We start from the raw sequence: 19,622 nt of genomic DNA, 5'->3' as shown, positions 1-19,622 counted from the left end.
ATGGCGAACGAGATCAACTACGACGGGGTGACCGTCACCGAGCTGTACGAGGCGTTCACCAAGCACGGCATCCCGGCCTCGGACGCCAGCGTGCTGGTCTCCTCCTGGATCTACGAGAACGTCGGCACCGCGAAGCGGGTGTTCAGCTACGCCGAGTCGTTCCCGGCGGTGGAGCCGGGCTGCGCCCCACCACCGTTCGCCCGCACGTTCGCGCACACCGACTGGGTGGACGGCGAGGACGTCGTACAGGCCGGTCAGACACCGGGGGAGCAGGGCTTCAACGAGCGCTTCCACCGCATCGAGCACGACCTGGACCACCTCGGCGCCGACCTGGCCAAGGCGTTCACCTGCATGGCGGCGATGCGGGTGAGCCTGCGCCGGCTGCTCGACGAGATCCGCGCCGAGATCAACCGGCTGCACTCGACGGTGCACGAGAACAAGATCGTGCCCGGCCCGTACACCTTCGAGCAGATCCCCAACTACATCGGCGCGTTGGACTTCGGCAAGTACATGGGCACCACGATGTTCATGGACAAGAAGGTCAGCATCTGGCAGACCAAGGCCGGCACGATCGTGTTGCCCGCCGTGGAGACCCTCGGCGTGGACGTGGTCGCCGGCCCGAAGGTCCGGGGCGCCGCCTACCTCGACCGGTACGCCGTCGAGACTCCCGACGTCCGGCAGCGCTTCCCCCGCGAGGTGAAGGTGGTGGAGTTCCTGCGCTCCTTCGGTGAGGACGAGCTGGCCGACGGCCGCACGATCCGCGACGTGCTCAAGGTGTTGCCGGCGGACAGCAGCTACCCGAGCCTGGACGCGCTGGTCGCCGAGGTCAGCGAGCGGGAGGCGGCGATCGTGCGGACCACCTCGGGCGCCCAGTCGGCGGTTTCCGCCGCGCTCGGCATCGACGCGGAGCTGGAAAACGTCGCCGACGCCGACATCGCCATGCTGACCGGTGTGCCGACCAAGGCCCGGGCGGCTTTGACACGCGCCGGGATCAGCACGCTGGGCAAGCTTGCCGAGGCGTCGACCGAGCGGGTGGTCGGCATCATGAAGGAGGCGGGGGTACGCGCCGACGTCGGCGACGCCGCCGAGTGGACCGGCTACGCCCGGACGCTGAGCAAGCTGCGCTGAACGGCCGGCGGCGACTCCGGCGAACGGTTGATCCGCGCCGTTCGCCGGGTCGGTGTGACGACACTGCGCTGGCGTACCGACCCTCCACACCCGACCGTGGGACTCCCACGGGGCGATCGGGTACGAAGGGCGCACGGATGGCAGTTCACGAGGTGTCACAGGACCTCCGCTCCGGGGCGCAGGAGACCGAGGCGGCGCGACCAGCGCGCTACGCGTTGCGGCTGCTCGGCGGGTTCGCGCTGGAACGCGACGGCCGGTCCGTCGCGGTGCCGCAGGGCGCCCGCCGGCTGCTCGCCTTCCTCGGCGTACGCCAGCGGTGTGCCCGCTGGGAGGCCGCCGGCACCCTCTGGCCCGGCTCGCACGAGGAGCGGGCTCGCGCGAACCTGCGCACCATGCTCTGGCGACTGCACCGGGCCACCCCCGAGCCGCTCGTCGAGGAGGACGACCGGCTGGCCCTGGCCGCCGGGGTGACCAGCGACGTGGCCACCCTCGGTGCGGCCGCCGCGGCGCTGCTGACCGGCGGCGTGCCGGCCGGCGTCAGCGTCGGGGTGCCCGCGCTGGCGACCGGCGAGCTGCTGCCCGGCTGGTACGACGACTGGGTGCTGACCGAGCGGGAGCGGCTGCGCCAGACCCAACTGCACGCGCTGGAGGCCCTCGCCGAACGACTCACCGCGCAGGGACGCCTCAGCGAGGCGGTGCAGGTGGCGCTGACCGCCGTGCACCTGGAACCGCTGCGGGAGAGCGCGACCCGCGTGCTGATCGGTGTGCACCTGGCCGAGCGCAACCTCAACGAGGCGGTACGGCGGTTCGAGCTGTTCCGCGCCGACCTGGGCCGGGAGTTGGGCATCGCCCCGACACGGTGGCTGGAGCAGCTCGTCCGCGCCGGCCTGACCGGTGTGACCGTCCCGGAGGCGGTCCGACGGCACAGTTGACACCGGTCGCCTCGGTCAGCGCGTGGCGGGCGGGATGCTCTGCTCGTACTGGAAGACGTTGTGCGGGTCGTACTTCGCCTTGATCCGGCGCAGCCGCTCGAAGTTGCGTCCCCAGTAGGCCGTCTCCCACTCGGCCATCCCGACGTTCGGCACGTTGACGTACGCCCCGTCCACGTACGGCCGCAACGCCTGGCTGAACTCGGCGATCCAGGCCTGGGCGATCGGGGTGAGGGCGTCGCCGCTGTCGGGCTCGCCGCGGGTGCCCCAGCCCGCGCCGGGCTCGGAGTAGAACAGCGCGTCGCGGTGCGGGAAGGCCGAGCCACCGAACGGCTCGTGTCGTTGCGCCCCGGCGCCGAACGCCTGCGTGAAGAAGTTGCTGTCGTCGGTGGGTGCGTCTCGCATGAAGGCGCGGATCACCCCGATGGCCTTGTCCGGGAATGGCTCGCGGGTGAACTGGGAGAAGAACTTCCAGTTCGCGGGCTCGTCCCCGGTCGGGATCTGGAATCCGGCGTAGACGTCCCCCCAGCCGCCGATCTGCACCGTGACCGTGGGGTCGCCGATCGACAGGATCGACGCCAACAGCTTCCTGGCCTGAGCTTCCGAACCCTCGGCGAGCACCCCGAACAGCAGGATCTCGTTCCGGTGGATCTCCAGTTGGGTGCCGAGGCGCGGGTCGCTGAACGGCGCGGTGCGCTGCCACGTGTCGAAGACGTCGCGCAGGTCGTCGAGGCCCGGCCAGGTCGCCTGGAGGTAGGCGACGCTCCGCAGTGGGGCGACCTGGTAGGTCAGCGAGGTGACGATGCCGAAGTTGCCGTTCCCGGCGCCGCGCAGTGCCCAGAGCAGGTCCGCGTGGTTCCACGGGTCCACGTCGAGCACCCGCGCGCCGTCCGCGCCCGCCGCGACGACGATCTCCGCGCCGATCAGGTTGTCGCAGGCCATCCCGAGGTAGCGGGTGAGGAATCCGAAGCCGCCACCGAGGGTCGCGCCGGACAACCCGACGGTTCCCTCCGTGCCGGTGGTTGCCGCCAGGTCGTGCTCCCCGAGCGCGGTCACCGCCTCCAACTGGCTCAGTCCCGCGCCGACCCGCGCGGTGCGAGCTGCCGGGTCGATGTGGGCGCCCTTCAGTTCGCTGACGTCGATGACGATGCCGTTGTCGACGTTCGACCAGCCCTCGAGGCTGTGGCGTCCGCTGCGGACCCGCAGCGCGACGTTGTGCTGCCGCGCCCAGGTGAGGGCGTTGACCACGTCCCGGGTCTCCTGCGCGAAGACGATGACCAGCGGATAGTGCACGAACAGCTCGTCCCAGCCGAGGCTCGCGGCGGCGTAGTCCGGGCTCTGCGGACGGACGATACGGCCGGTCAGCTCGGCTGGCGGGAACCTGTCGTTCCAGGGCCGGCCATCGGAGGATCGGCCGTCCGCCGCGATCGCCGAGCTGCCGGCGACCACGCCGGGGAGAGCGACAGCTCCGGCGCCGGCGGCCGTCGCCCTGAGCAGGTCACGACGGGATAGGTCACGCATGGTCCGAGTCCTCTCGATCGGGTACGCCCGGACGAAAAAGACGAATACGTCATCCGGCGCGAACCAACCGTAAGGTCGAGAACGTGATCGCAGACCTGAGAATCTGTCGCGGAACCCGGTCGGGTGACGGGGCGGGCGTCAGTTCGGGGCGGGTTGGTCCAGGATGGCGCTGAAGCGCTCCTCGGCGAGGTCGAGCTGACCGAAGATGTGCCGCTTCACCGCCGGTGACAGCGGTGTGTCCGGCCGGCTGATCAGGTCGCGGAAGAGCGGCACCAGCGGCCGGTACTTGCGGGCCGACGAGACGACCTTCGGCCCGATCGTGTGGATGACCCCCACGCCGTTGTCGGTGAAGTCCGAAACCTTGATCACCCGTGCCCACGGTTCCCGTTCCAGGCTGACCGCCAGGTGTTCGCGGTACTGCTCGTTGCGGTCCCGGTGCGGGTCGTACACCGGGTTGGTGACGGCCGCGACAAGCGTGGCGACGCGCGGGCCGAACCGGGCGGCGAGCGCCCGCAACGCGGCCGCGGTCGGGTCGGCTCCGGCGTCGCCGCCGGCCAGCTCGGACGGGTGGTCCTCGACCGCGTCGTGCAGCAGACCGGCGACGACCACGTCCACGTCCCGCACCTGGTAGTGGTGCATCAACCGGATCGCGACCCGCAACAGGTGGTTCAGGTACGGCTCACGAACGCGCCGGTCGTCTCGGTGCAGCTCGGCCGCCAGATCGAGCGCGGCGGTCAACCGCGCCCGGTCGGTGTCGTCGAACTGCTGGACCTCCAGCCGGAATCGCTCCAGCAGGCCCGGTTCGCCGTGGATCTCGGTGATCGCGTGCATCGGCATGCTGCCCAGGTGCGGCGGGAAGTCCATGCGTCACTTATAGCCGATCTTCCCCACATCGATGGACCCCTGCGTCGTTGACACGACGTGACCGATCGCTATTCCGTCAGGTCGGCGCGGTACGCGGGCACCGCCCACGGCACGCCCAGCTCGCTCGGCAGCGACCCCCGTTCGGCGCAGCGGCGCAGCACCTCGACGACGCCGCGCAGGTGGCGGACCCGCTCGTCGCCGTCGCCCACCACGTCGACCAGGTCGCCGTCGAGCAGTCGGGCCTCGGGCGCGGACCGCAGCGCGTCCAGCAGCGCGGTGAACGGCGCGGTACGGGCCAGCGGCGCGATCAGCGGCGCCCCGGCCGGGTCGATCCGGTGGGCGAGCAGGTTCTCCAGCAGGCCCTGTCGACCGGGCACGTTCCGGGGTGCCGCGTCGCCGGGCAGCCGCAGCCGGTCGGTCGGGTATTCCAGCACGGCCTGCCCGGTCGTACCGGTCACCGTCACCTCGCCCGGCACGAACTGCGCCGAGGCCATGGTGACCGCTGCCAGCACGGGCGGGCCGGCACGGAACCGGACGCGCAGCACCGCCGTGTCCTCCACCTCGATCGGTCGTACCCGGTAGCGCTCCACCTCGATCGCGACCGGCCACGGTGGCGCCCCGCCCAGTGCTTCGGCGACGGCCAGGCACTGCGTCACCGCGTGGGCGAACGGATTGGCCAGCGCGCCGTCCAGCGCCGGTCGGCCGTCCAACGTCCGACGGCCGGCCCAGGCGGATCGGGCGTAGTAGGCGTCCGGCCGCTGCCACGCGGCGACCGTGGCGATGCCGGTGACCGTGCCGAGGCGGCCCGCGGCCAGGGCGTCGGTCAGCGCGGTGAGCGCCGCCGAACCGAGCGCCTGGAAACCGACCTGGGCCACCCGGCCGGCCGCCGCGAGCGCGTCGGTCAGCTCGTGGTGCTCGGCCAGCGACAGTACCGGCGGCTTCTCCAGCAGCAGGTCCGCGCCGGCCGCCACCGCGTCGCGGGCGATCGGCAGGTGGGTGTGCGGCGGGGTGCAGATCACCACCACCTCCGGGCGGGTCGCGGCGAGCATCGCCCGGTGGTCGGTGAACACGTCCACGCCGGGCGGCACCGGCGCCTCCCGCTCGTCGCGCACCGGTGCGACGTCGACCAGGGCGACGAGCCGCAGCCGGCCGTCGGCGTGCAGCGGGGCGATCACCCGCCGGTGCCAGTGACCGTGCCCGTTCGCCCCGATCACCGCCACCGTCGCGGGCGGCGCCCACCCGTTCACGGCACGCCAACCAACGCCGCCGCCGAGACCGTCGACCTGCCGCCGGACCGGCTCACCCGGCACCGGCCAGGGTCGCTTCCACGCCGTGTCGTCCGAGCGCGGTGAGCCAGGCGGTCACCTGGGCGCGTACCTCGTCGTCCTCGGCGACATCGGCCGGGATGACCTCGCGGAGCGCGAAGACGGCGTCGACCGCGCCGGCCGGGCTCTGCGCGCCGGCGTCCAGGGCGGCCCGGATGGGCCCGGCGAGGGGATCCTGCAACGGCAACGGGCGGCCGTCGTCGGCGTACCCCAGCGCGAAGCGCAACCAGGACGCCACGACCAGCGCGCCCCAGCGCGCGGACCGTCCGGACGCGCGCAGGTCGGCGATGGTGTGCAGGATGCGTTGCGGCAGCTTCTGCGAGCCGTCGATCGCGACCTGGAGGGTGCGGTGCCGGATCGCCGGGTTGCCGAACCGGGCCAGGACCTGCTCGCCGTAGTCGACGACCCGCACGCCGTCCGGCGGCGTGAAGCTCGCCGCGACGTCCTCGGCGATCAGCCGGCGCAGCACGTCGGTCAGGTGGGGGATCTCCAGGGCGTCCGCGATGGTCTCCCGCCCGGCCAGCGCGCCGAGGTACGCCACGGCCGAGTGCACACCGTTGAGGGCTCGCAGCTTCAACCGCTCCCACGGCCCGGCGTCGTCGGTCAGCACCGCCCCGGCGTGCTCCCAGCCCGGCCGCCCGCCGGGGAAGTCGTCCTCAATGACCCACTGCGCGTACGGCTCGGCGGCCACCGCGGCCAGGTCGGTGACGCCGAGCGCCCGGCGGGCCGTGTCGATGGTCTCCGGGGTGCTGGCCGGCACGATGCGGTCCACCATGGTCCCCGGGCACGTCACGTTGGCCGCCACCCAGTCGACGAGCCCGGCCGGCGTCCCGGCGGCCCGCGCGATCGCCTGGTCGACCAGGCCGCGCAGCCGTCGGCCGTTGGCCGGCAGGTTGTCGCAGCTCACCAGGGCGACCGGTCCGGCGTCCGCGGCGGCGCGGGCCGCCAGCCCGCGCAGCAGCAGACCCGGCACGGTGGCCGGGGGCCGGTGACCGGCGAGGTCCGCGGCGAGCACGGAGTCCGGCGACAACCGGCCGGTCACCGGGTCGAGCTGGTACGCCTTCTCGGTGACGGTGAGCGTCACGACGCGGATCGCCGGGTCGGCGAGCAACGCCACCACGGCGTCCGGGTCGCTCGGCGCGTGCCGTACGCCGCTCAGCGCGCCCACCACCCGGGTGGTGGCGTCGGCGGCGGACAGGGCGCTCACGCTGAACAGGTTGTCCTGGGCGGCGAGCGCGTCGACCACGGCGGCGCTGCGCGGGGCGACGGCCACGATGCCCCAGTCGCCGCCGGCCGCGCCGACCGCCGCCTCGGTGTAGACCGCCTGGTGCGCGCGGTGAAAGGCCCCCAACCCCAGGTGTACGACGCCCGTGGGCACGGTGCCCGGCCGCACCAGGGGGCGGGAGTCGACGGGTAGCTGGCGCAGCACACCCAGGCCGAGGCGGGACGCGCCGACGGTCACCGCCATGCCGGACCGTCCGGGAACCGGAACTCGGCGATCGACGCCGGTCTCATGGTGGCGCTGTAACCGGGGCGCTCCGGGAGCAGGTACCGGCCGCCGCAGGTGCGTACCGGGTCGACGAAGTGTTCGTGCAGGTGGTCGACGTACTCGATCATCCGGCCGTCGAGGCTGGCACCCACCCGCAGGTAGTCGAAGATCGCCAGGTGCTGGACGTACTCGCAGAGGCCGACGCCGCCGGCGTGCGGGCAGACCGGCACCCCGAACTTCGCCGCCAACAGCAGCTCGGCCAGGACCTCGTCGACGCCGCCGACCCGGCACGCGTCGACCTGCATCACGCCGATCGCCTCGGCCTGGAGCAGCTGCTTGAAGATCACGCGGTTGGCGGCGACCTCTCCGGTGGCCACCCGGCACCGGCCACCGGTCAGCTCGGTGACGGCGCGGTTGATCCGGGCGTGCCCGAGGATGTCGTCGGCGTGCGTCGGCTCCTCGATCCAGTACGGGTCCACCTCCGCGAGGGCGGTCATCGCGGTGATCGCCTCGTCGACGTCCCAGACCTGGTTGGCGTCCATCATCAGCAGCGCGTCCGGGCCGATCTCGGCGCGGATGATCCGGGCCCGGCGCAGGTCGTCGGCGAGCGGGCCGCCGACCTTCATCTTCATGGCCCGCCAGCCGTCCTCGTACGCCGCCCGGGTCAGCGCCCGCACCTTGTCGTCGGGGTAGCCGAGCCAACCCACCGAGGTGGTGTACGACGGAAAACCGTCCCGTTCCAGCGTCGCCAGCCGGTCGGGCAGGCCGTCGCGTCCCTTGTCGAGGATCGCGGCCGCCTCGTCGGGTGTGAGCGCGTCGCTGATGTGGTGGAAGTCGACGCTGGCGACGAGGCCGTCGGTGGGCAGCTCGGCCAGGAACCGCCACATCGGCTTGCCGGCGAGGGTGGCCCGCAGGTCCCACACCGCGTTGACCAGTGCGCCGGTGGCCATGTGGATGACGCCCTTTTCCGGGCCCAGCCAGCGCAACTGCACATCCGCGCTGAGCGAGCGCCAGAACGCCACCGGCTCGGCGGCGATCTCCTCGACCGTACGACCCTCGACGTGGTGGGCCAGCGCCCGAACCGCCGCGCAGGTGATCTCGTTGCCCCGGCCGTTGGTGAAGGTGAACCCGGCGCCCACCGGCCCGGAGTCGGTGCCCAGCTCGACGTACGTCGCCGAGTAGTCGCCCCGGTTGATGGCGTCGGACCCGTCGCCCCGCGCGGCGGTGGGGAAGCGTACGTCGTGCACCTCGACGGAGGTGATGGTGGTGGTCACTGGTCAGCGCCTCCGAAGTGGAAGACCCGTCTGGGTAGCCGGTACGCCAGGTCGACGATCGTCTCGGCGGCCTCGTCCATCGCGAGCCGGTGCTCGGCGACCAGCCGGGCCAGGAAGCCGGCGTCGACCCGGCGGGCCACGTCGTGGCGTACCGGGATGGAGCAGAACGCCCGGGTGTCGTCGACGAACCCGGTGGTGTTGTAGAAGCCGGCGCTCTCGGTGACCGTCTCCCGGAACCGCCGCAGCGCCTCGGGGGAGTCCAGAAACCACCAGGGCGCTCCGAGCAGCAGAGCGGCGTACCCGCCGGCCAGGGGCGCCAGCTCGCGGGTGAAGGTGTCCTCGTCGAGGGTGTAGAGCACCACCGTCAGCCGGGGGTCGTTGCCGTAGCGGGACAGCAGCGGGGCGAGCGCGTGCACGTACTCGGTGGCCTGCGGTACGTCGCCGCCGACGTCCCGGCCGTGCCGCTCGTACAGCCAGCGGTTGTGGTTGCGCACCGCGCCGGGGTGCAGCTGCATCACCAGGCCGTCGTCGAGGGACATGCGGGCGAACTCCATCAGCATGTGCGCCCGGAACGCCTCCGCGTCGGCGGCGTCCGCCGCGCCGCGCAGCCCACGGTCGTAGAGGCGGGCGGCCTCGGTCGGGGTCAGGTCCAGGGTGCGCGCGGTGGGGTGCCCGTGGTCCGACGAGGTCGCGCCGGCCGCGATGAACGCCGCCCGGCGGGCCCGCAGCGCGGCCAGATAACCGGGGTACGTGCCGGTGTCCTCGCCGGTCAGCGCTCCGAGCCGCGCCACGTTGGTCGACCAGCCGTCGAACTCCATGTCCACCACGTCGTCCGGGCGGAACGTGGTGACCACCCGACCGCCCGGCCCACCCCAGCCGTCGGCGGCGAGCTTGGCGTGCGCCGCGAGGTCGTCCAGCGGCGACTCGGTGGTGGCGAGGACCTCGATCCCGAAGCGCTCGAACAGCGCCCGGGGCCGGAACTCCGGCTCGGCGAGCCTCGCGGCGATCTCGTCGTAGAGGGCGTCGGCGGTGTCGGGACGCAGCGGGGTGTGCGCTCCGAAGACGGTGCGGAGGGTCTGTTCCAGCCACAGCCGCGACGGGGTGCCCCGGAACAGGTGCCAGTGCGCGGCGAAGCGCCGCCAGATCACCCGCCCGTCGGCCTCGACCGGGCTGCCGTCGCGGGTGGGCACCCCCAGGTCCGCCGGGGGTACGCCCTGACTGAGCAGCATCCTCGTCAGGTAGTGGTCGGGCACGATGAGCAGCCGCGCCGGGTCGGGGAAGGGCCGGTCCTCGGCGAGCAGGGCCGGGTCGACGTGCCCGTGCGGCGAGATGATCGGTTGCCGCGCGGCGAGGGCGTACAGCTCCCGGGCCAGCGCGCGCTGGCCCGGCTCGGCCGGCAGGAGCAGGTCGGTGTGGTCGGACGTCGGCACGGGGCTCCTCGTTCTGCTTCTCAGCGGGTGGTGAGCAGGTCGGCGACGCGCACGGCTCGCCCGGTCTCCAGGGACCGGTTGGCGGCCAGGCCGGTGAGCAGGGCCAACGCGCCGTCCTCGGCCGTCGCGGCGCGGCCCAACGGATCGGGCTGGCCGCCCAGGAGCACCGCGGTCATCCGGGCGTCCGCGCCGCCGTGCCCCTGGCGGGTACGACCCGCGACCTGGATCCGTCGGGGAGGTTCCCAGAACGGGCGCACGGTGAGCGTCGCGCCGCCCCCCTCGGCCGGCGCCTCGACGCCGTGCAGGGCCGCGCCCTTGACGGCGCCGGCGGTGCCCCGGTCGACGTAGTCGTTCTCGGTCACCTCCAGTTCGAGGCGTCCCCGACTGCCGTTCACCATCACCCGGTAGCCCTCCCAGGGGGCGTACGCGGTGAGGTGGTAGGTCATCGTCGCGCCGGTGGAGTAGCGGGCCAGCACCGCCATGTCGTCCTCGATGCTCACCCCGGGGGCGAAGACGTTGCGGTCCCGCTGGTAGCCGTCCTCGGCATCGGCGTCGAGGTACAGCTCGCGCAGCCGGGGATGCGCGTCGAGCCGCAGCGCGAACGGGTCGTCGGCGGCGGCTGGGGCTCCGTACGCCCGGTCGTAGTCGCGGGCGTAGCCGTGCCGGCGGCCGTCCTCGCCGTAGAAGAAGAGTCGACCGGCCGCGTACACCTCGACCGGGGTGGCGGCCAACCACCAGTTGACCAGGTCGAAGTGGTGGCTGGCCTTGTGCACCAGCAGGCCGCCGGAGGTGGCCTTGTCGCGGTGCCACCGGCGGAAGTAGTCGGCGCCGTGGCGCACGTCGAGCAGCCACTCGAAGTGCACCGAGCCGATCTCGCCGACCGCGCCCTCGGCGAGCAGCCGGCGGACCTGCTCGTGCAGCGGGTTGTAGCGGTAGTTGAAGGCGACCGTGACGCTGCCGCCGGTCTCGGTCACCGCGTCCAGGATGCGCCGGCAGCGGGTGGCGTCCACGGTCATCGGCTTCTCGGTGACGACGTCCCGACCGGCGCGCAGCGCGGCCACCACGTACTCGTCGTGGGTGACGTCCACGCTGGTCACGAGGACGACGTCGACGCGTTCGGCGTCCAGCATGGAGGCGAACCCGCCGGCGGGGTACGTGGGCACCGGCCGGTGTCCCAGCTCGCCCAGCCAGCGGTTGTGCGCGTCCATCCGGGTCTGGTTGACGTCGGCGAAGGCGACCAGCTCGGTGGAGTCGGCGTGGTCGAGCACCAGGGCCCGGACGAACATCTCCGCTCGCGCGCCGGTGCCCACGACGGCGTAGCGGACCCGCCCGCCGGATCTCGGTGACATGCGATCGCCCTCCGGATGACCCCTGCAAAGGTTTGCAGTGAAGTAACCACGATCAATGTGATGGCGTCAACGACAGCGGCACAATCGGCGGCAATTGTGGGTTTATGCGGGGTTGGAGGTCACCGATGGAAGCGTCGACGCAACAGAGCTGCAAACATTGACCGTTGACAGTGGAGCAACCGTTTGCATTAATTGGCGGCACCCGCGTGACCACCGCCGCACTCGGACGAAGGGGCCACCGTGCCAGTCACCATCCGGGACGTCGCCCGCGCCTCCGGGGTGCACATCTCCACCGTGTCCCGCACCTTCTCCGCCCCGCACCTCGTCAATCCCGAGACCCGGGTCCGGGTGCTGGCCTGCGCCGAAGACCTGGGCTACCGGCCGAACCGCGCCGCCCGCGCCCTCATCACCGGGCGTACGCACAACATCGGGCTGATCATCGCCGACATCGCGAACCCGTTCTTCCCACCGCTGATCAAGGCGGCGGAGAGTCAGGCACGCCATCGCGACTACCACGTCTTCGTGGCCGACACCAACGAGGACCCGACCGCCGAGGAGGAGTTGGTCCACGCCCTCGCGAAGCAGGTCGACGGGGTGCTGCTGTGCAGCCCCCGGATGAGTAACAGCCTGATCGAACAGCTCAGCCGCGAGGTGCCGCTGGTCGTGGTGAACCGTCAGGTGACCGGCCTGCCGTGCGTGCTGATGGACGTCGGGCAGGGCGCCCGGACGGCCGTCGAGCACCTGATCGGTCTCGGTCACCGCGACATCGCCCTGCTCGGCGGGCCGCGCAGCTCGTGGACCAACCGGGAGATGCGGCGCGCCGCCACCACGGCCGTCCGGGCCGGTGGCGGGGAGTTGACCGTGCTCGGTCCCAACGCTCCCACCGAGACCGGTGGCTCCGCCGTAGCCGAGCAGGTGCGGCGCAGCGGCGTCACCGCCGTGCTCGCCTACAACGACCTGATGGCGATCGGCCTCATCGAAGGGCTGGACGCGCTCGGGGTCCGGGTGCCGCAGCAGGTGAGCGTCGTCGGGGTCGACGACATCGCCCTGAGCCGGCTCACCCGACCCAAACTGACGACGGTGGCCACACCCACCGGGGCCGCCGGCCGGACGGCCGTCGACATGCTGCTGCAACAGGACATCGAGTCACCGCGCGGCGCGCGAGGGCCCGGTACCGGCACGGCGGTCGGCGTCCGGCGTACCACCGCACAGGTAATGCTCCAGACCGACCTGGTCATCCGCGACTCGACCGGGCCGGGTCCGCATGCCCGGCCGGCACGTTCCCGGGCCGCTTCCCGTGGCCCGGACCCGCACTGTCCTGCGGGCCCGGGCATCCCGACCGCGGCCTCGGGTGATGCCGTCGCCTCCTAAAGCCGAGGAGTGAGCGCACATGCACCCCGCAACGTCCCCCACCACCGGCACGCCCGTCGGGCGTCCGCACGCTACCCCACTGCCCCGGCGGCGGCTGCTGCGCGGCCTGCTCGCCGCGACGGTCGCCGCGACGCTGCTGTTCGGCGCCGCCGCGTGCGGCGACGACGACGCCGCCGACCCCAACGCCCCCGTCAAGCTCTCGATCTTCTGGTGGGGCGGCGACGCCCGGGCCAAGCTGACCGAGGACGCCCTCGCCCTCTACACCCGGAAACACCCCAACGTGACCTTCGAGAAGACCTGGCAGGCGAACCAGGGCTACTTCGACAAGCTCGCCACGCTCACCGCCGGTGGCAACCCGCCCGACCTGTTCCAGATCGACGACAACTACCTCGCCGAGTACGCGGCCCGCAACACCACGCTCGACCTCACCTCGTACCAGAAGTCCGGCAAGCTGGACACCGCCACGTTCCCCAAGAGCCTGTGGCAGTACGGCGTCGTCGACGGCAAGCTCGCCGGCCTGGCCGCCGGGGAGAACACGCAGGGTCTGGTCTACAACAAGACGCTGCTGGCGAAGCACAACCTGCCCGAGCCGACCACCGGGATGAGCTGGGAGCAGCACATCGCCTGGGCCGAGGGAGTGTCCGCCAAGACGGGGGTTCCCGGCACCCAGGATCCGAGCGCCGACTACAAGGCGTTCTGGGTCTGGCTGCGTCAGCAGGGCAAGGACCTCTACAAGGGCAAGGATCTGGGCTTCACCGTCGAGGACGTGACCGCCTGGTTCGACCTCTGGAAGGGAGCGCGGGACCGGAAGGCCACCCCGACCGCCGACGTCATCCACGAGGGCAACTCCAGCGACGTCACCAAACAGTTGGTGGTCACCGGCAAGTCGGCGACGTCCTGGGTCTGGGCCAACCAGATGCCGGACCTGAAGAAGAACACCAAGGACGAGCTGGGAGTGATCGCCTATCCCGGCGATCCGAGCGCGCAGTGGGCCCGGGCCTCGATGTACTGGTCGGTGTTCAAGGGCAGCAAGAACAGGGACGTCGCGGTCGACGTGATCAATTTCCTGGTCAACGACCGGGGGGCCGTCACCCTGCTCGGCACCGACCGGGGACTGCCGTCCAACCTGGACCTGCGTCAGGTCGTCAGTGACGGCACCACCGACCCCGCGATGAAGCAGTCGATCGCCGTCGAGGCGGAGCTGACCCAGAAGTTCGGCGAGTCGCCACAGGTGCCGATCAAGGGGCACAGCACGGTCAAGTCCGAGCTGGTCAAGGCCGCGGAGAGCGCCCAGTACGGCCGGGCCACCTCCGCGCGGGCCGCCGCCCAGTTCCTCGAGGCGTGCAAGGGCGCCATCGCCTGACCCGCCCCACGAGGCGAGGAGAGGAGCCGATCGTGGCGTTGACCACGGCGCCCGACCCGACCCGACCCGGCCCCGGATCCGTCCGGACCCACACCACCCGGCGTGGGTCCGGCGGCATCCGGCACCGCGAGGGTCTGGCGGGGTACGTCTTCCTGTCGCCGTGGCTCATCGGCCTGATGGGTGTCACGGCGGTTCCCATGCTGCTGTCGCTCTACCTGAGCTTCACCAACTACGACATCCTCACCCCGTTCTCCGAGGCCCAGTGGGTGGGGCTGGCCAACTACGAGCGGATGTTCACCGCCGACCCGTCGTACTGGCACGCGGTGCGGGTCACCCTGACCTTCGCGCTGATCGCCGTACCCCTGAAGCTGGCCGCGGCCCTCGGCGTGGCGCTGCTGCTCAACCGCGCCTGGCGCGGCGTCGGGCTGTTCCGCGGCCTGTTCTACCTGCCGTCGCTGCTCGGCGGCAGCGTGGCGCTGGCCATCGTCTGGGTCAACATGTTCAACCGGGACGGTGCGTTCAACTCGCTGCTGAGTCTCGTCGGCATCGAGGGCAGGCCCTGGGTCAACGACCCGGACTGGGCCCTGCAGACGCTCATGGTGCTGGCCATCTGGCAGTTCGGCGCCCCGATGGTGATCTTCCTGGCCGGGCTCAAGCAGGTGCCCACCGAGCTGTACGAGGCCGCCTCGGTGGACGGGGCCGGCCGGTTCCGCCAGTTCCGCAACGTCACCCTGCCGCTGCTCTCCCCGGTGATCTTCTTCAACCTGGTGCTGGAGACGATCAACGGCTTCCAGGGGTTCACCGCCGCGTTCGTGCTCAGCAACGGCACCGGCGGCCCGGTCGACTCCACCCTGATGTACACGCTGAACCTCTACATCACCGGCTTCACCGACCTGGAGATGGGCTACGCCTCGGCGATGGCCTGGGTGTTCCTGCTCGCCATCGCGCTGATCACCGCGATCTTCTTCAGCACCGGGAGGTTCTGGGTGCACTACTCCGACGGGGAGGACCGGTGACGCGCGGGCGCGGGCCGGTCCTGCGGCTGCTGATCCTGGTGGTGATCGTGGCCGTGGTGCTCTACCCGCTGATCTGGATGGTCGGCACCTCCGTGAAGTCCCGGGAGGAGATCGTCAACAACGTCGGGCTGCTGCCCGAGCGGTTCACCCCGGGCAACTACACCGCCGGGTGGTTCAACTTCGACGTCGGATTCGGCCGGTTCTTCCTCAACAGCGCGCTGGTCAGCCTGCTCACCGTCGTCGGCAACGGGCTCTCCTGCCTGCTGGCCGCGTACGCCTTCGCCCGCCTGAGGTTCCGGCTGCGTGGCCTCTGGTTCGCCGTCATGATCGGTACGCTGCTGCTGCCCCAGCACGTGCTGATCGTGCCGCAGTACATCCTGTTCCGCACCCTCGGTCTGGTCGGTGGCGATTGGCCCTACCTGCCGCTGCTCATCCCGCAGTTCCTGGCCACCGAGGCGTTCTTCGTCTTCCTCATGGTGCAGTTCATGCGGGGCGTCCCGCGCGAGCTGGACGAGGCGGCGCGGATCGACGGCGCCGGCCCGTACGGGATCTTCCGGCACATCATCCTGCCGCTGAGCCGACCCGCGCTGGTCACCACCGCGATCTTCTCGTTCATCTGGACCTGGAACGACTTCTTCCGCCAACTGGTCTTCCTGTCCCAACTCAAGGACTACACGGTGCCGGTGGCGCTGACCCTCTTCATCGACTCGACGAGTCAGAGCGCGGTCGGGCCGATGTTCGCCATGTCGGTGCTGTCGCTGTTGCCGGTCTTCCTGTTCTTCGTCGCGTTCCAACGGATGCTCGTCGAGGGGATCAACACCAGTGGCATCAAGGGCTGAACCCGTCGACGACGCCGAACGGCGGGACTGGCGCGACGTCGCCCGTGACGCCGCCGACCTGGCGCTGCTCGGCATCCTGTTGACCCTCGCGGCGGCGCCGCTGCTCACCGCCGCCGGGGCGGCCGGTACGGCCAGCGCGGCGGTGCACGACTGGACGCGTACCGGCGGTTGGCCGTCGGCGCGTACGACCCTGCGCCGGTTCGGCCGCTCGGTGCTGCCCGGCGTGCCGGTCAGCCTGCTCGGGCTCTGCGTGCTCGGGCTGCTCGCCGCCGACCTGGCGGCGCTGACCGCCGGGCGGGTGCCCGGTGGCCCACCGGTGCTGGCGGTGACCGGGCTGGTCGCGGCCGCTCTGGCCGGGTACGCCGGGCTGGTCGTCGTCGAGGCGGGCCGGAACGGGGGCGGGCGTTGGCGGGTCGCGGCCCGGTCCAGCGCCCGAGCCTGCCTCGACGCGCCCACCCGGTGGGCCGCCCTCGCGGGCGTGACGGCGTTGGCGGGGCTGCTCGCCGTCCTGGTCACACCGGTGGCCGTGCCCATCCTCGCCGGCTACACCCTGGCGGCCCTGCACGCCGTCGCCAACCGGATGCCGGTCCCCGAGCGGGTGGAGGCACGGTGAGCGCCGAGGAGCCGGCGCGGCTGCTGGTCGGCGGGACCGAGGTGGCCCGGTACGTCGTCGACCCCGCGTTGGACGCGCGGCACGGCCCCCGGCCGTACCTGCACCCCGTCCGCACCCTCGGCGGCACGGTGGTCACCGACGCGCTCCCCGCCGACCATGTCTGGCACCTGGGAGCCTCCCTCGCGGTGCAGGACGTCGACGGCGTCAACCTGTGGGGCGGGCGCACCTACGTGCGCGACGTCGGCTACACGTGGCGCGAGGACCACGGGCGGATCGTCCACACCGGTTGGACGCGGCGCTCGGCCGACCGGCTGGCCCATCAGCTCCAGTGGCGCGATCCGCGCGGACGGGTGCTGCTCACCGAGCGGCGTCAGTTGGCCGCGTCGGCGGTGACGCCGGACGTCTGGCGGCTCGACCTGGACTCCGCGCTCACCGCGCCGCCCGACAGGCCAGTGCGCCTGGGCAGCCCGGCCACCAACGGTCGCCCCGGAGGGGCCGGCTACGGCGGGTTCTTCTGGCGGGCGGTCGCCGCCGGGGGCGAGGCGACGGTGTTCACGGCCGAGGCGGCGGGGGAGGAGGCGGTCAACGGCAGCGCCACCCCGTGGCTGGCGCTGGTCGGCACCGGCCCGGGCGGTGGCGCGTACACCCTGGTCTTCGCGGGCCTCGGCCCCGGCGACCGGTGGTTCGTGCGGACCGCGATGTATCCCGGCGTGTGCGTGGCCTTCGCCTTCGACACCCCAACGGAGGTCTCAGCAGGCACCACCCGCCAAGGCAACTACCAGGTGTGGATCGCCGACGGCGTCCTGCCCCCCGACCGCTGCGCCACCCTCGCCAGCAGCCGTCGATCATGAAGCTGTTGTCCCGACACGCCGAGCGCGGTGACAACAACTTCATGATCGACGGGGCAGGGCGGCGGGGACGGCGGCGGCGGTGACGCGGATGGCCTTGACTATCGCCGGGATCGAGCCGATCAGGAGGACCAGGCCCCAGATGATCGCCACGATCGCGAAGACCAGCGCCGCCACGTCGTCGACGATGCTCACCAGGATCACCGGCACCAGATTGTGCAGGAACTCCAGCACGACGGTGCACAGCAAAGTGGTGATGATTATCAGGACGAGGCCCTTGTTCTGCAGAAACCGGGGCTGGGCCAGCAGCAACAGCCCCGCCCAGACCAGCTTGAGCAGCAGCGCCAGCCCGAGCAGCACCGCCGCGTCGCCGACCGGGAAGAAGCCCCACAGCGCCAGGTACGCCAGGGTGCCGAACGGCACGGCCAGGAACAGCGACACCATGATCATTAGTTCCACGAACGCGATGATCAGCAGGATCAGCGAGCCCAGGATGAGCAGGATCGAGAAGATCAGCGTCGCGACGCCCTGGATCCGGCCCTGCACCCGCTCGGGCACCACCAGGCTCAGGCAGAACAGGCCGGTGGTCCAGAGCGCCACCGCGTCGATCAACGCCAGGTAGCTGGTGCCCCGCCCGGACGGTTCACTGACCCCGGCCGCGTCCACCTCCACGCCGAGGTCCGCCGCGCCGGCCAGCAGCGCGCCGGTGGCGTCGCCGCCACCGGTGAGCAGCGACGATCCCACCTCGACGAGAACCACCAGCGTGATCGCGACCAGCGCGAGCAGCAGGAACGGCTTGCGCAGGTCACCCATGACGGGCCTCCGTACGGTCGAGGAGCGCGTGGCCCGGGCCGGTGGGTGGACCTGTCACTCGGCGGCGACGGTGACCGTGCATCCCACACCTCCCGGGCAGCCCAGCAGCACCGTGGTCGCGCTGTCGACGGCGATCCGGGCGACCGCCTCACCGCCGTCGTCCGCTTCGACCTCGGAGCGCACGGTGAGGTCGGCATCCCCGGGGGCCGGGGCGCTCACCACGAACGTCCGGCCACTGCGCAGCACCAACGTCCGCAGTTCGCCCGGGTCGGCGACCCGTACCGCGCAGCCGCCGACGAAGGTGAGCACGTCGCCGGTACGGTCGCAGTCGGCCTGCACGGTCGCCGGGTCGATCGTGCTGCTCGCGCCGGCCAGGCGGCCCAGCCGCTGCACGATCCCCGGCCGATCGCTCGCGCGGCCCTGCTCGCCGCCACCGACGCCGACGGCGAGCGCGAAGAACGCCACCAGCAGCACCGCCAGCGTCACCAGGACGACCTTCTTCTTACCGCTCATCGCCGCGCGACCGCTCCGGTCACCTCGGTGAAGCGGATCTGGTCCACGCCCGCGAAGTACCTGTCGAAGCCCTGCGTCTTGCCGACGGCGACCAGGGTGAGCGTGTGCCGGCCCGCCGCCAACCGGACGGTGCCCACGTCGGTGAAGTCCTGCCGGATCACCGTCGGGCTGAAGCCGAAGAAGGTGCTGCCGAGCTGCACGCCGTCGATCTGCCAGATGGTGTTGGCGTAGTCGAAGCTCGTGGTGCGCGTGGTGGAGAAACGCCAGAGGGCGTCGGCCGGCAGTTCGACGGTGACGCTCACCCGGTCACCGGGCGCCAGGCCGGTGAAGAACAGTTGCGCGTCGTCCGACCAGGTCACGTCGCAGCAGTTCGGCTGCGCGCCGATGCCCGCGGCGGTCTTCGCCGGGGACTCCACCCGCGCCCCGTCGACCAGGCTCTCCGCCTCCAGCGTCACGACCCGTGGCGCGCCCGGCGTCGGTGGGCCGTCGGAGCGGGTCAGCAGGTAGCCGACCACCCCGCCGACCACGAGCACCAGCGCCGCGGCGGCGGCGATCCACGGCCACGGCGTCCGCTTCGGCGCGGCGACCGCCCGGACCTCGTACGTCACCCGGCCGCTGGAGCGCGAACTCTCCTCCGGCGCGGTGTTCGCCGAGTACGCGAACCCGGTCATGTCGTAGCGGCGGGGAGCGGTGCCGGCCGGCACCGCGAGGCGGACCAGGAACGAGACCGAACCCTGACCGGGCACCACCCGCTGCGGCTCGGTGACGGTGAACCAGGCCCGCTGGCTGCCCTCACCGGGTGCCACGTCGAAGACGACGGTGTCCGGCGCGAGACCCGGGTTGGAGACGGTGAAGGTCAGCTCGCCGTGGTTGGCGGCGTCCAGGGTGAACTGCGACGCGGCGCCGACGACGGCCCATTCGGTGGTCATGAAGGCTC

The 19,622-nt window shown here is 72.0% G+C and carries 18 protein-coding genes; 8 read left to right on the top strand and 10 right to left on the bottom strand.

Annotation, left to right across the window (positions count from 1 at the left end; translation table 11 throughout):
• The gene (locus ACLQ25_RS12950; protein ID WP_425731123.1) at positions 1–1,128 is read left to right on the top strand and encodes a hypothetical protein; all 1,128 of its coding nucleotides are present in this window, start codon (positions 1–3) and stop codon (positions 1,126–1,128) included.
• Between the two features lie 137 nt (positions 1,129–1,265).
• Positions 1,266–2,060, top strand: coding sequence for an AfsR/SARP family transcriptional regulator (locus ACLQ25_RS12945; RefSeq protein WP_425731122.1), 795 nt, complete (start codon positions 1,266–1,268; stop codon positions 2,058–2,060).
• Between the two features lie 15 nt (positions 2,061–2,075).
• Here the strand turns inward: ACLQ25_RS12945 and ACLQ25_RS12940 are convergent, their stop codons facing one another.
• The 7 genes from ACLQ25_RS12940 to ACLQ25_RS12910 all read right to left on the bottom strand — a co-directional run bounded on the left by ACLQ25_RS12940 (position 2,076) and on the right by ACLQ25_RS12910 (position 11,309).
• A complete protein-coding gene (locus ACLQ25_RS12940; RefSeq protein WP_425731121.1) occupies positions 2,076–3,578 on the bottom strand; it encodes an FAD-binding oxidoreductase in 1,503 nt (500 codons plus the stop codon).
• A 138-nt stretch (positions 3,579–3,716) separates the two neighbouring features.
• Positions 3,717–4,442 carry an HD domain-containing protein gene (locus ACLQ25_RS12935; RefSeq protein WP_425731120.1) on the bottom strand — a complete coding sequence of 242 codons (726 nt, stop codon included), beginning with the start codon at positions 4,440–4,442 and terminating at the stop codon, positions 3,717–3,719.
• Between the two features lie 68 nt (positions 4,443–4,510).
• Complete coding sequence (locus ACLQ25_RS12930) at positions 4,511–5,752, bottom strand: Gfo/Idh/MocA family protein (protein ID WP_425731119.1); 1,242 nt, start codon at positions 5,750–5,752, stop codon at positions 4,511–4,513.
• The gene (locus ACLQ25_RS12925; protein WP_425731118.1) at positions 5,742–7,235 is read right to left on the bottom strand and encodes a mannitol dehydrogenase family protein; all 1,494 of its coding nucleotides are present in this window, start codon (positions 7,233–7,235) and stop codon (positions 5,742–5,744) included. Before ACLQ25_RS12925 ends, ACLQ25_RS12930 begins: the two co-directional genes overlap by 11 nt.
• Complete coding sequence (locus tag ACLQ25_RS12920; RefSeq protein ID WP_425731117.1) at positions 7,226–8,530, bottom strand: enolase C-terminal domain-like protein; 1,305 nt, start codon at positions 8,528–8,530, stop codon at positions 7,226–7,228. Before ACLQ25_RS12920 ends, ACLQ25_RS12925 begins: the two co-directional genes overlap by 10 nt.
• Positions 8,527–9,960, bottom strand: coding sequence for a glucuronate isomerase (uxaC, locus tag ACLQ25_RS12915; RefSeq protein WP_425731116.1), 1,434 nt, complete (start codon positions 9,958–9,960; stop codon positions 8,527–8,529). Before uxaC ends, ACLQ25_RS12920 begins: the two co-directional genes overlap by 4 nt.
• A 20-nt stretch (positions 9,961–9,980) precedes the next feature.
• Complete coding sequence (locus ACLQ25_RS12910) at positions 9,981–11,309, bottom strand: Gfo/Idh/MocA family protein (protein WP_425731115.1); 1,329 nt, start codon at positions 11,307–11,309, stop codon at positions 9,981–9,983.
• 240 nt (positions 11,310–11,549) lie between these two features.
• On the opposite strand from ACLQ25_RS12910, the gene ACLQ25_RS12905 reads away from it, so the two are divergent.
• The 6 genes from ACLQ25_RS12905 to ACLQ25_RS12880 all read left to right on the top strand — a co-directional run bounded on the left by ACLQ25_RS12905 (position 11,550) and on the right by ACLQ25_RS12880 (position 17,362).
• Positions 11,550–12,680 (top strand): LacI family DNA-binding transcriptional regulator, encoded by a 1,131-nt coding sequence (locus tag ACLQ25_RS12905; RefSeq protein ID WP_425731114.1) that lies wholly within the window; start codon positions 11,550–11,552, stop codon positions 12,678–12,680.
• A gap of 19 nt (positions 12,681–12,699) precedes the next feature.
• The gene (locus ACLQ25_RS12900; RefSeq protein WP_425731113.1) at positions 12,700–14,043 is read left to right on the top strand and encodes an ABC transporter substrate-binding protein; all 1,344 of its coding nucleotides are present in this window, start codon (positions 12,700–12,702) and stop codon (positions 14,041–14,043) included.
• A gap of 32 nt (positions 14,044–14,075) precedes the next feature.
• A complete protein-coding gene (locus ACLQ25_RS12895; RefSeq protein ID WP_425731112.1) occupies positions 14,076–15,059 on the top strand; it encodes a carbohydrate ABC transporter permease in 984 nt (327 codons plus the stop codon).
• 77 nt (positions 15,060–15,136) lie between these two features.
• The gene (locus ACLQ25_RS12890) at positions 15,137–15,898 is read left to right on the top strand and encodes a carbohydrate ABC transporter permease (RefSeq protein WP_425731175.1); all 762 of its coding nucleotides are present in this window, start codon (positions 15,137–15,139) and stop codon (positions 15,896–15,898) included.
• Positions 15,882–16,511 carry a hypothetical protein gene (locus ACLQ25_RS12885; protein WP_425731111.1) on the top strand — a complete coding sequence of 210 codons (630 nt, stop codon included), beginning with the start codon at positions 15,882–15,884 and terminating at the stop codon, positions 16,509–16,511. The genes ACLQ25_RS12890 and ACLQ25_RS12885 overlap by 17 nt, the downstream gene beginning before the upstream one ends.
• On the top strand, positions 16,508–17,362 hold the full coding sequence (locus ACLQ25_RS12880) for a PmoA family protein (RefSeq protein WP_425731110.1): 855 nt from the start codon (positions 16,508–16,510) through the stop codon (positions 17,360–17,362). The genes ACLQ25_RS12885 and ACLQ25_RS12880 overlap by 4 nt, the downstream gene beginning before the upstream one ends.
• 39 nt (positions 17,363–17,401) lie before the next feature.
• Here the strand turns inward: ACLQ25_RS12880 and ACLQ25_RS12875 are convergent, their stop codons facing one another.
• Genes ACLQ25_RS12875 through ACLQ25_RS12865 form a run of 3 tightly spaced genes read right to left on the bottom strand, consistent with a single transcriptional unit; the run spans position 17,402 to position 19,614 of the window.
• Positions 17,402–18,172, bottom strand: coding sequence for a hypothetical protein (locus tag ACLQ25_RS12875; RefSeq protein WP_425731109.1), 771 nt, complete (start codon positions 18,170–18,172; stop codon positions 17,402–17,404).
• A gap of 54 nt (positions 18,173–18,226) precedes the next feature.
• Positions 18,227–18,685, bottom strand: coding sequence for a hypothetical protein (locus ACLQ25_RS12870; protein ID WP_425731108.1), 459 nt, complete (start codon positions 18,683–18,685; stop codon positions 18,227–18,229).
• Complete coding sequence (locus ACLQ25_RS12865; protein ID WP_425731107.1) at positions 18,682–19,614, bottom strand: hypothetical protein; 933 nt, start codon at positions 19,612–19,614, stop codon at positions 18,682–18,684. Before ACLQ25_RS12865 ends, ACLQ25_RS12870 begins: the two co-directional genes overlap by 4 nt.
• Between the last annotated feature and the right edge of the window lie 8 nt (positions 19,615–19,622).

It is taken from the genome of Micromonospora sp. DT44 (genome assembly GCF_049841635.1).
In the GTDB taxonomy this organism is placed as follows: domain Bacteria; phylum Actinomycetota; class Actinomycetes; order Mycobacteriales; family Micromonosporaceae; genus Micromonospora.
Note: the sequence above shows the minus strand (reverse complement) of the source record. Positions and strands in the feature narration are given on the sequence as shown.

Excerpts from the sequence above, each read along its gene's own strand:
- ACLQ25_RS12870 (WP_425731108.1), bottom strand. The coding sequence starts at position 18,685 with ATGAGCGGTAAGAAGAAGGTCGTCCTGGTGACGCTGGCGGTGCTGCTG.
- ACLQ25_RS12900 (WP_425731113.1), top strand. The coding sequence starts at position 12,700 with ATGCACCCCGCAACGTCCCCCACCACCGGCACGCCCGTCGGGCGTCCG.
- ACLQ25_RS12875 (WP_425731109.1), bottom strand. The coding sequence starts at position 18,172 with ATGGGTGACCTGCGCAAGCCGTTCCTGCTGCTCGCGCTGGTCGCGATC.
- ACLQ25_RS12950 (WP_425731123.1), top strand. The coding sequence starts at position 1 with ATGGCGAACGAGATCAACTACGACGGGGTGACCGTCACCGAGCTGTAC.
- ACLQ25_RS12945 (WP_425731122.1), top strand. The coding sequence starts at position 1,266 with ATGGCAGTTCACGAGGTGTCACAGGACCTCCGCTCCGGGGCGCAGGAG.
- ACLQ25_RS12910 (WP_425731115.1), bottom strand. The coding sequence starts at position 11,309 with ATGTCACCGAGATCCGGCGGGCGGGTCCGCTACGCCGTCGTGGGCACC.
- ACLQ25_RS12940 (WP_425731121.1), bottom strand. The coding sequence starts at position 3,578 with ATGCGTGACCTATCCCGTCGTGACCTGCTCAGGGCGACGGCCGCCGGC.
- ACLQ25_RS12865 (WP_425731107.1), bottom strand. The coding sequence starts at position 19,614 with ATGACCACCGAATGGGCCGTCGTCGGCGCCGCGTCGCAGTTCACCCTG.
- ACLQ25_RS12935 (WP_425731120.1), bottom strand. The coding sequence starts at position 4,442 with ATGGACTTCCCGCCGCACCTGGGCAGCATGCCGATGCACGCGATCACC.
- ACLQ25_RS12890 (WP_425731175.1), top strand. The coding sequence starts at position 15,137 with ATGGTCGGCACCTCCGTGAAGTCCCGGGAGGAGATCGTCAACAACGTC.
- ACLQ25_RS12925 (WP_425731118.1), bottom strand. The coding sequence starts at position 7,235 with ATGGCGGTGACCGTCGGCGCGTCCCGCCTCGGCCTGGGTGTGCTGCGC.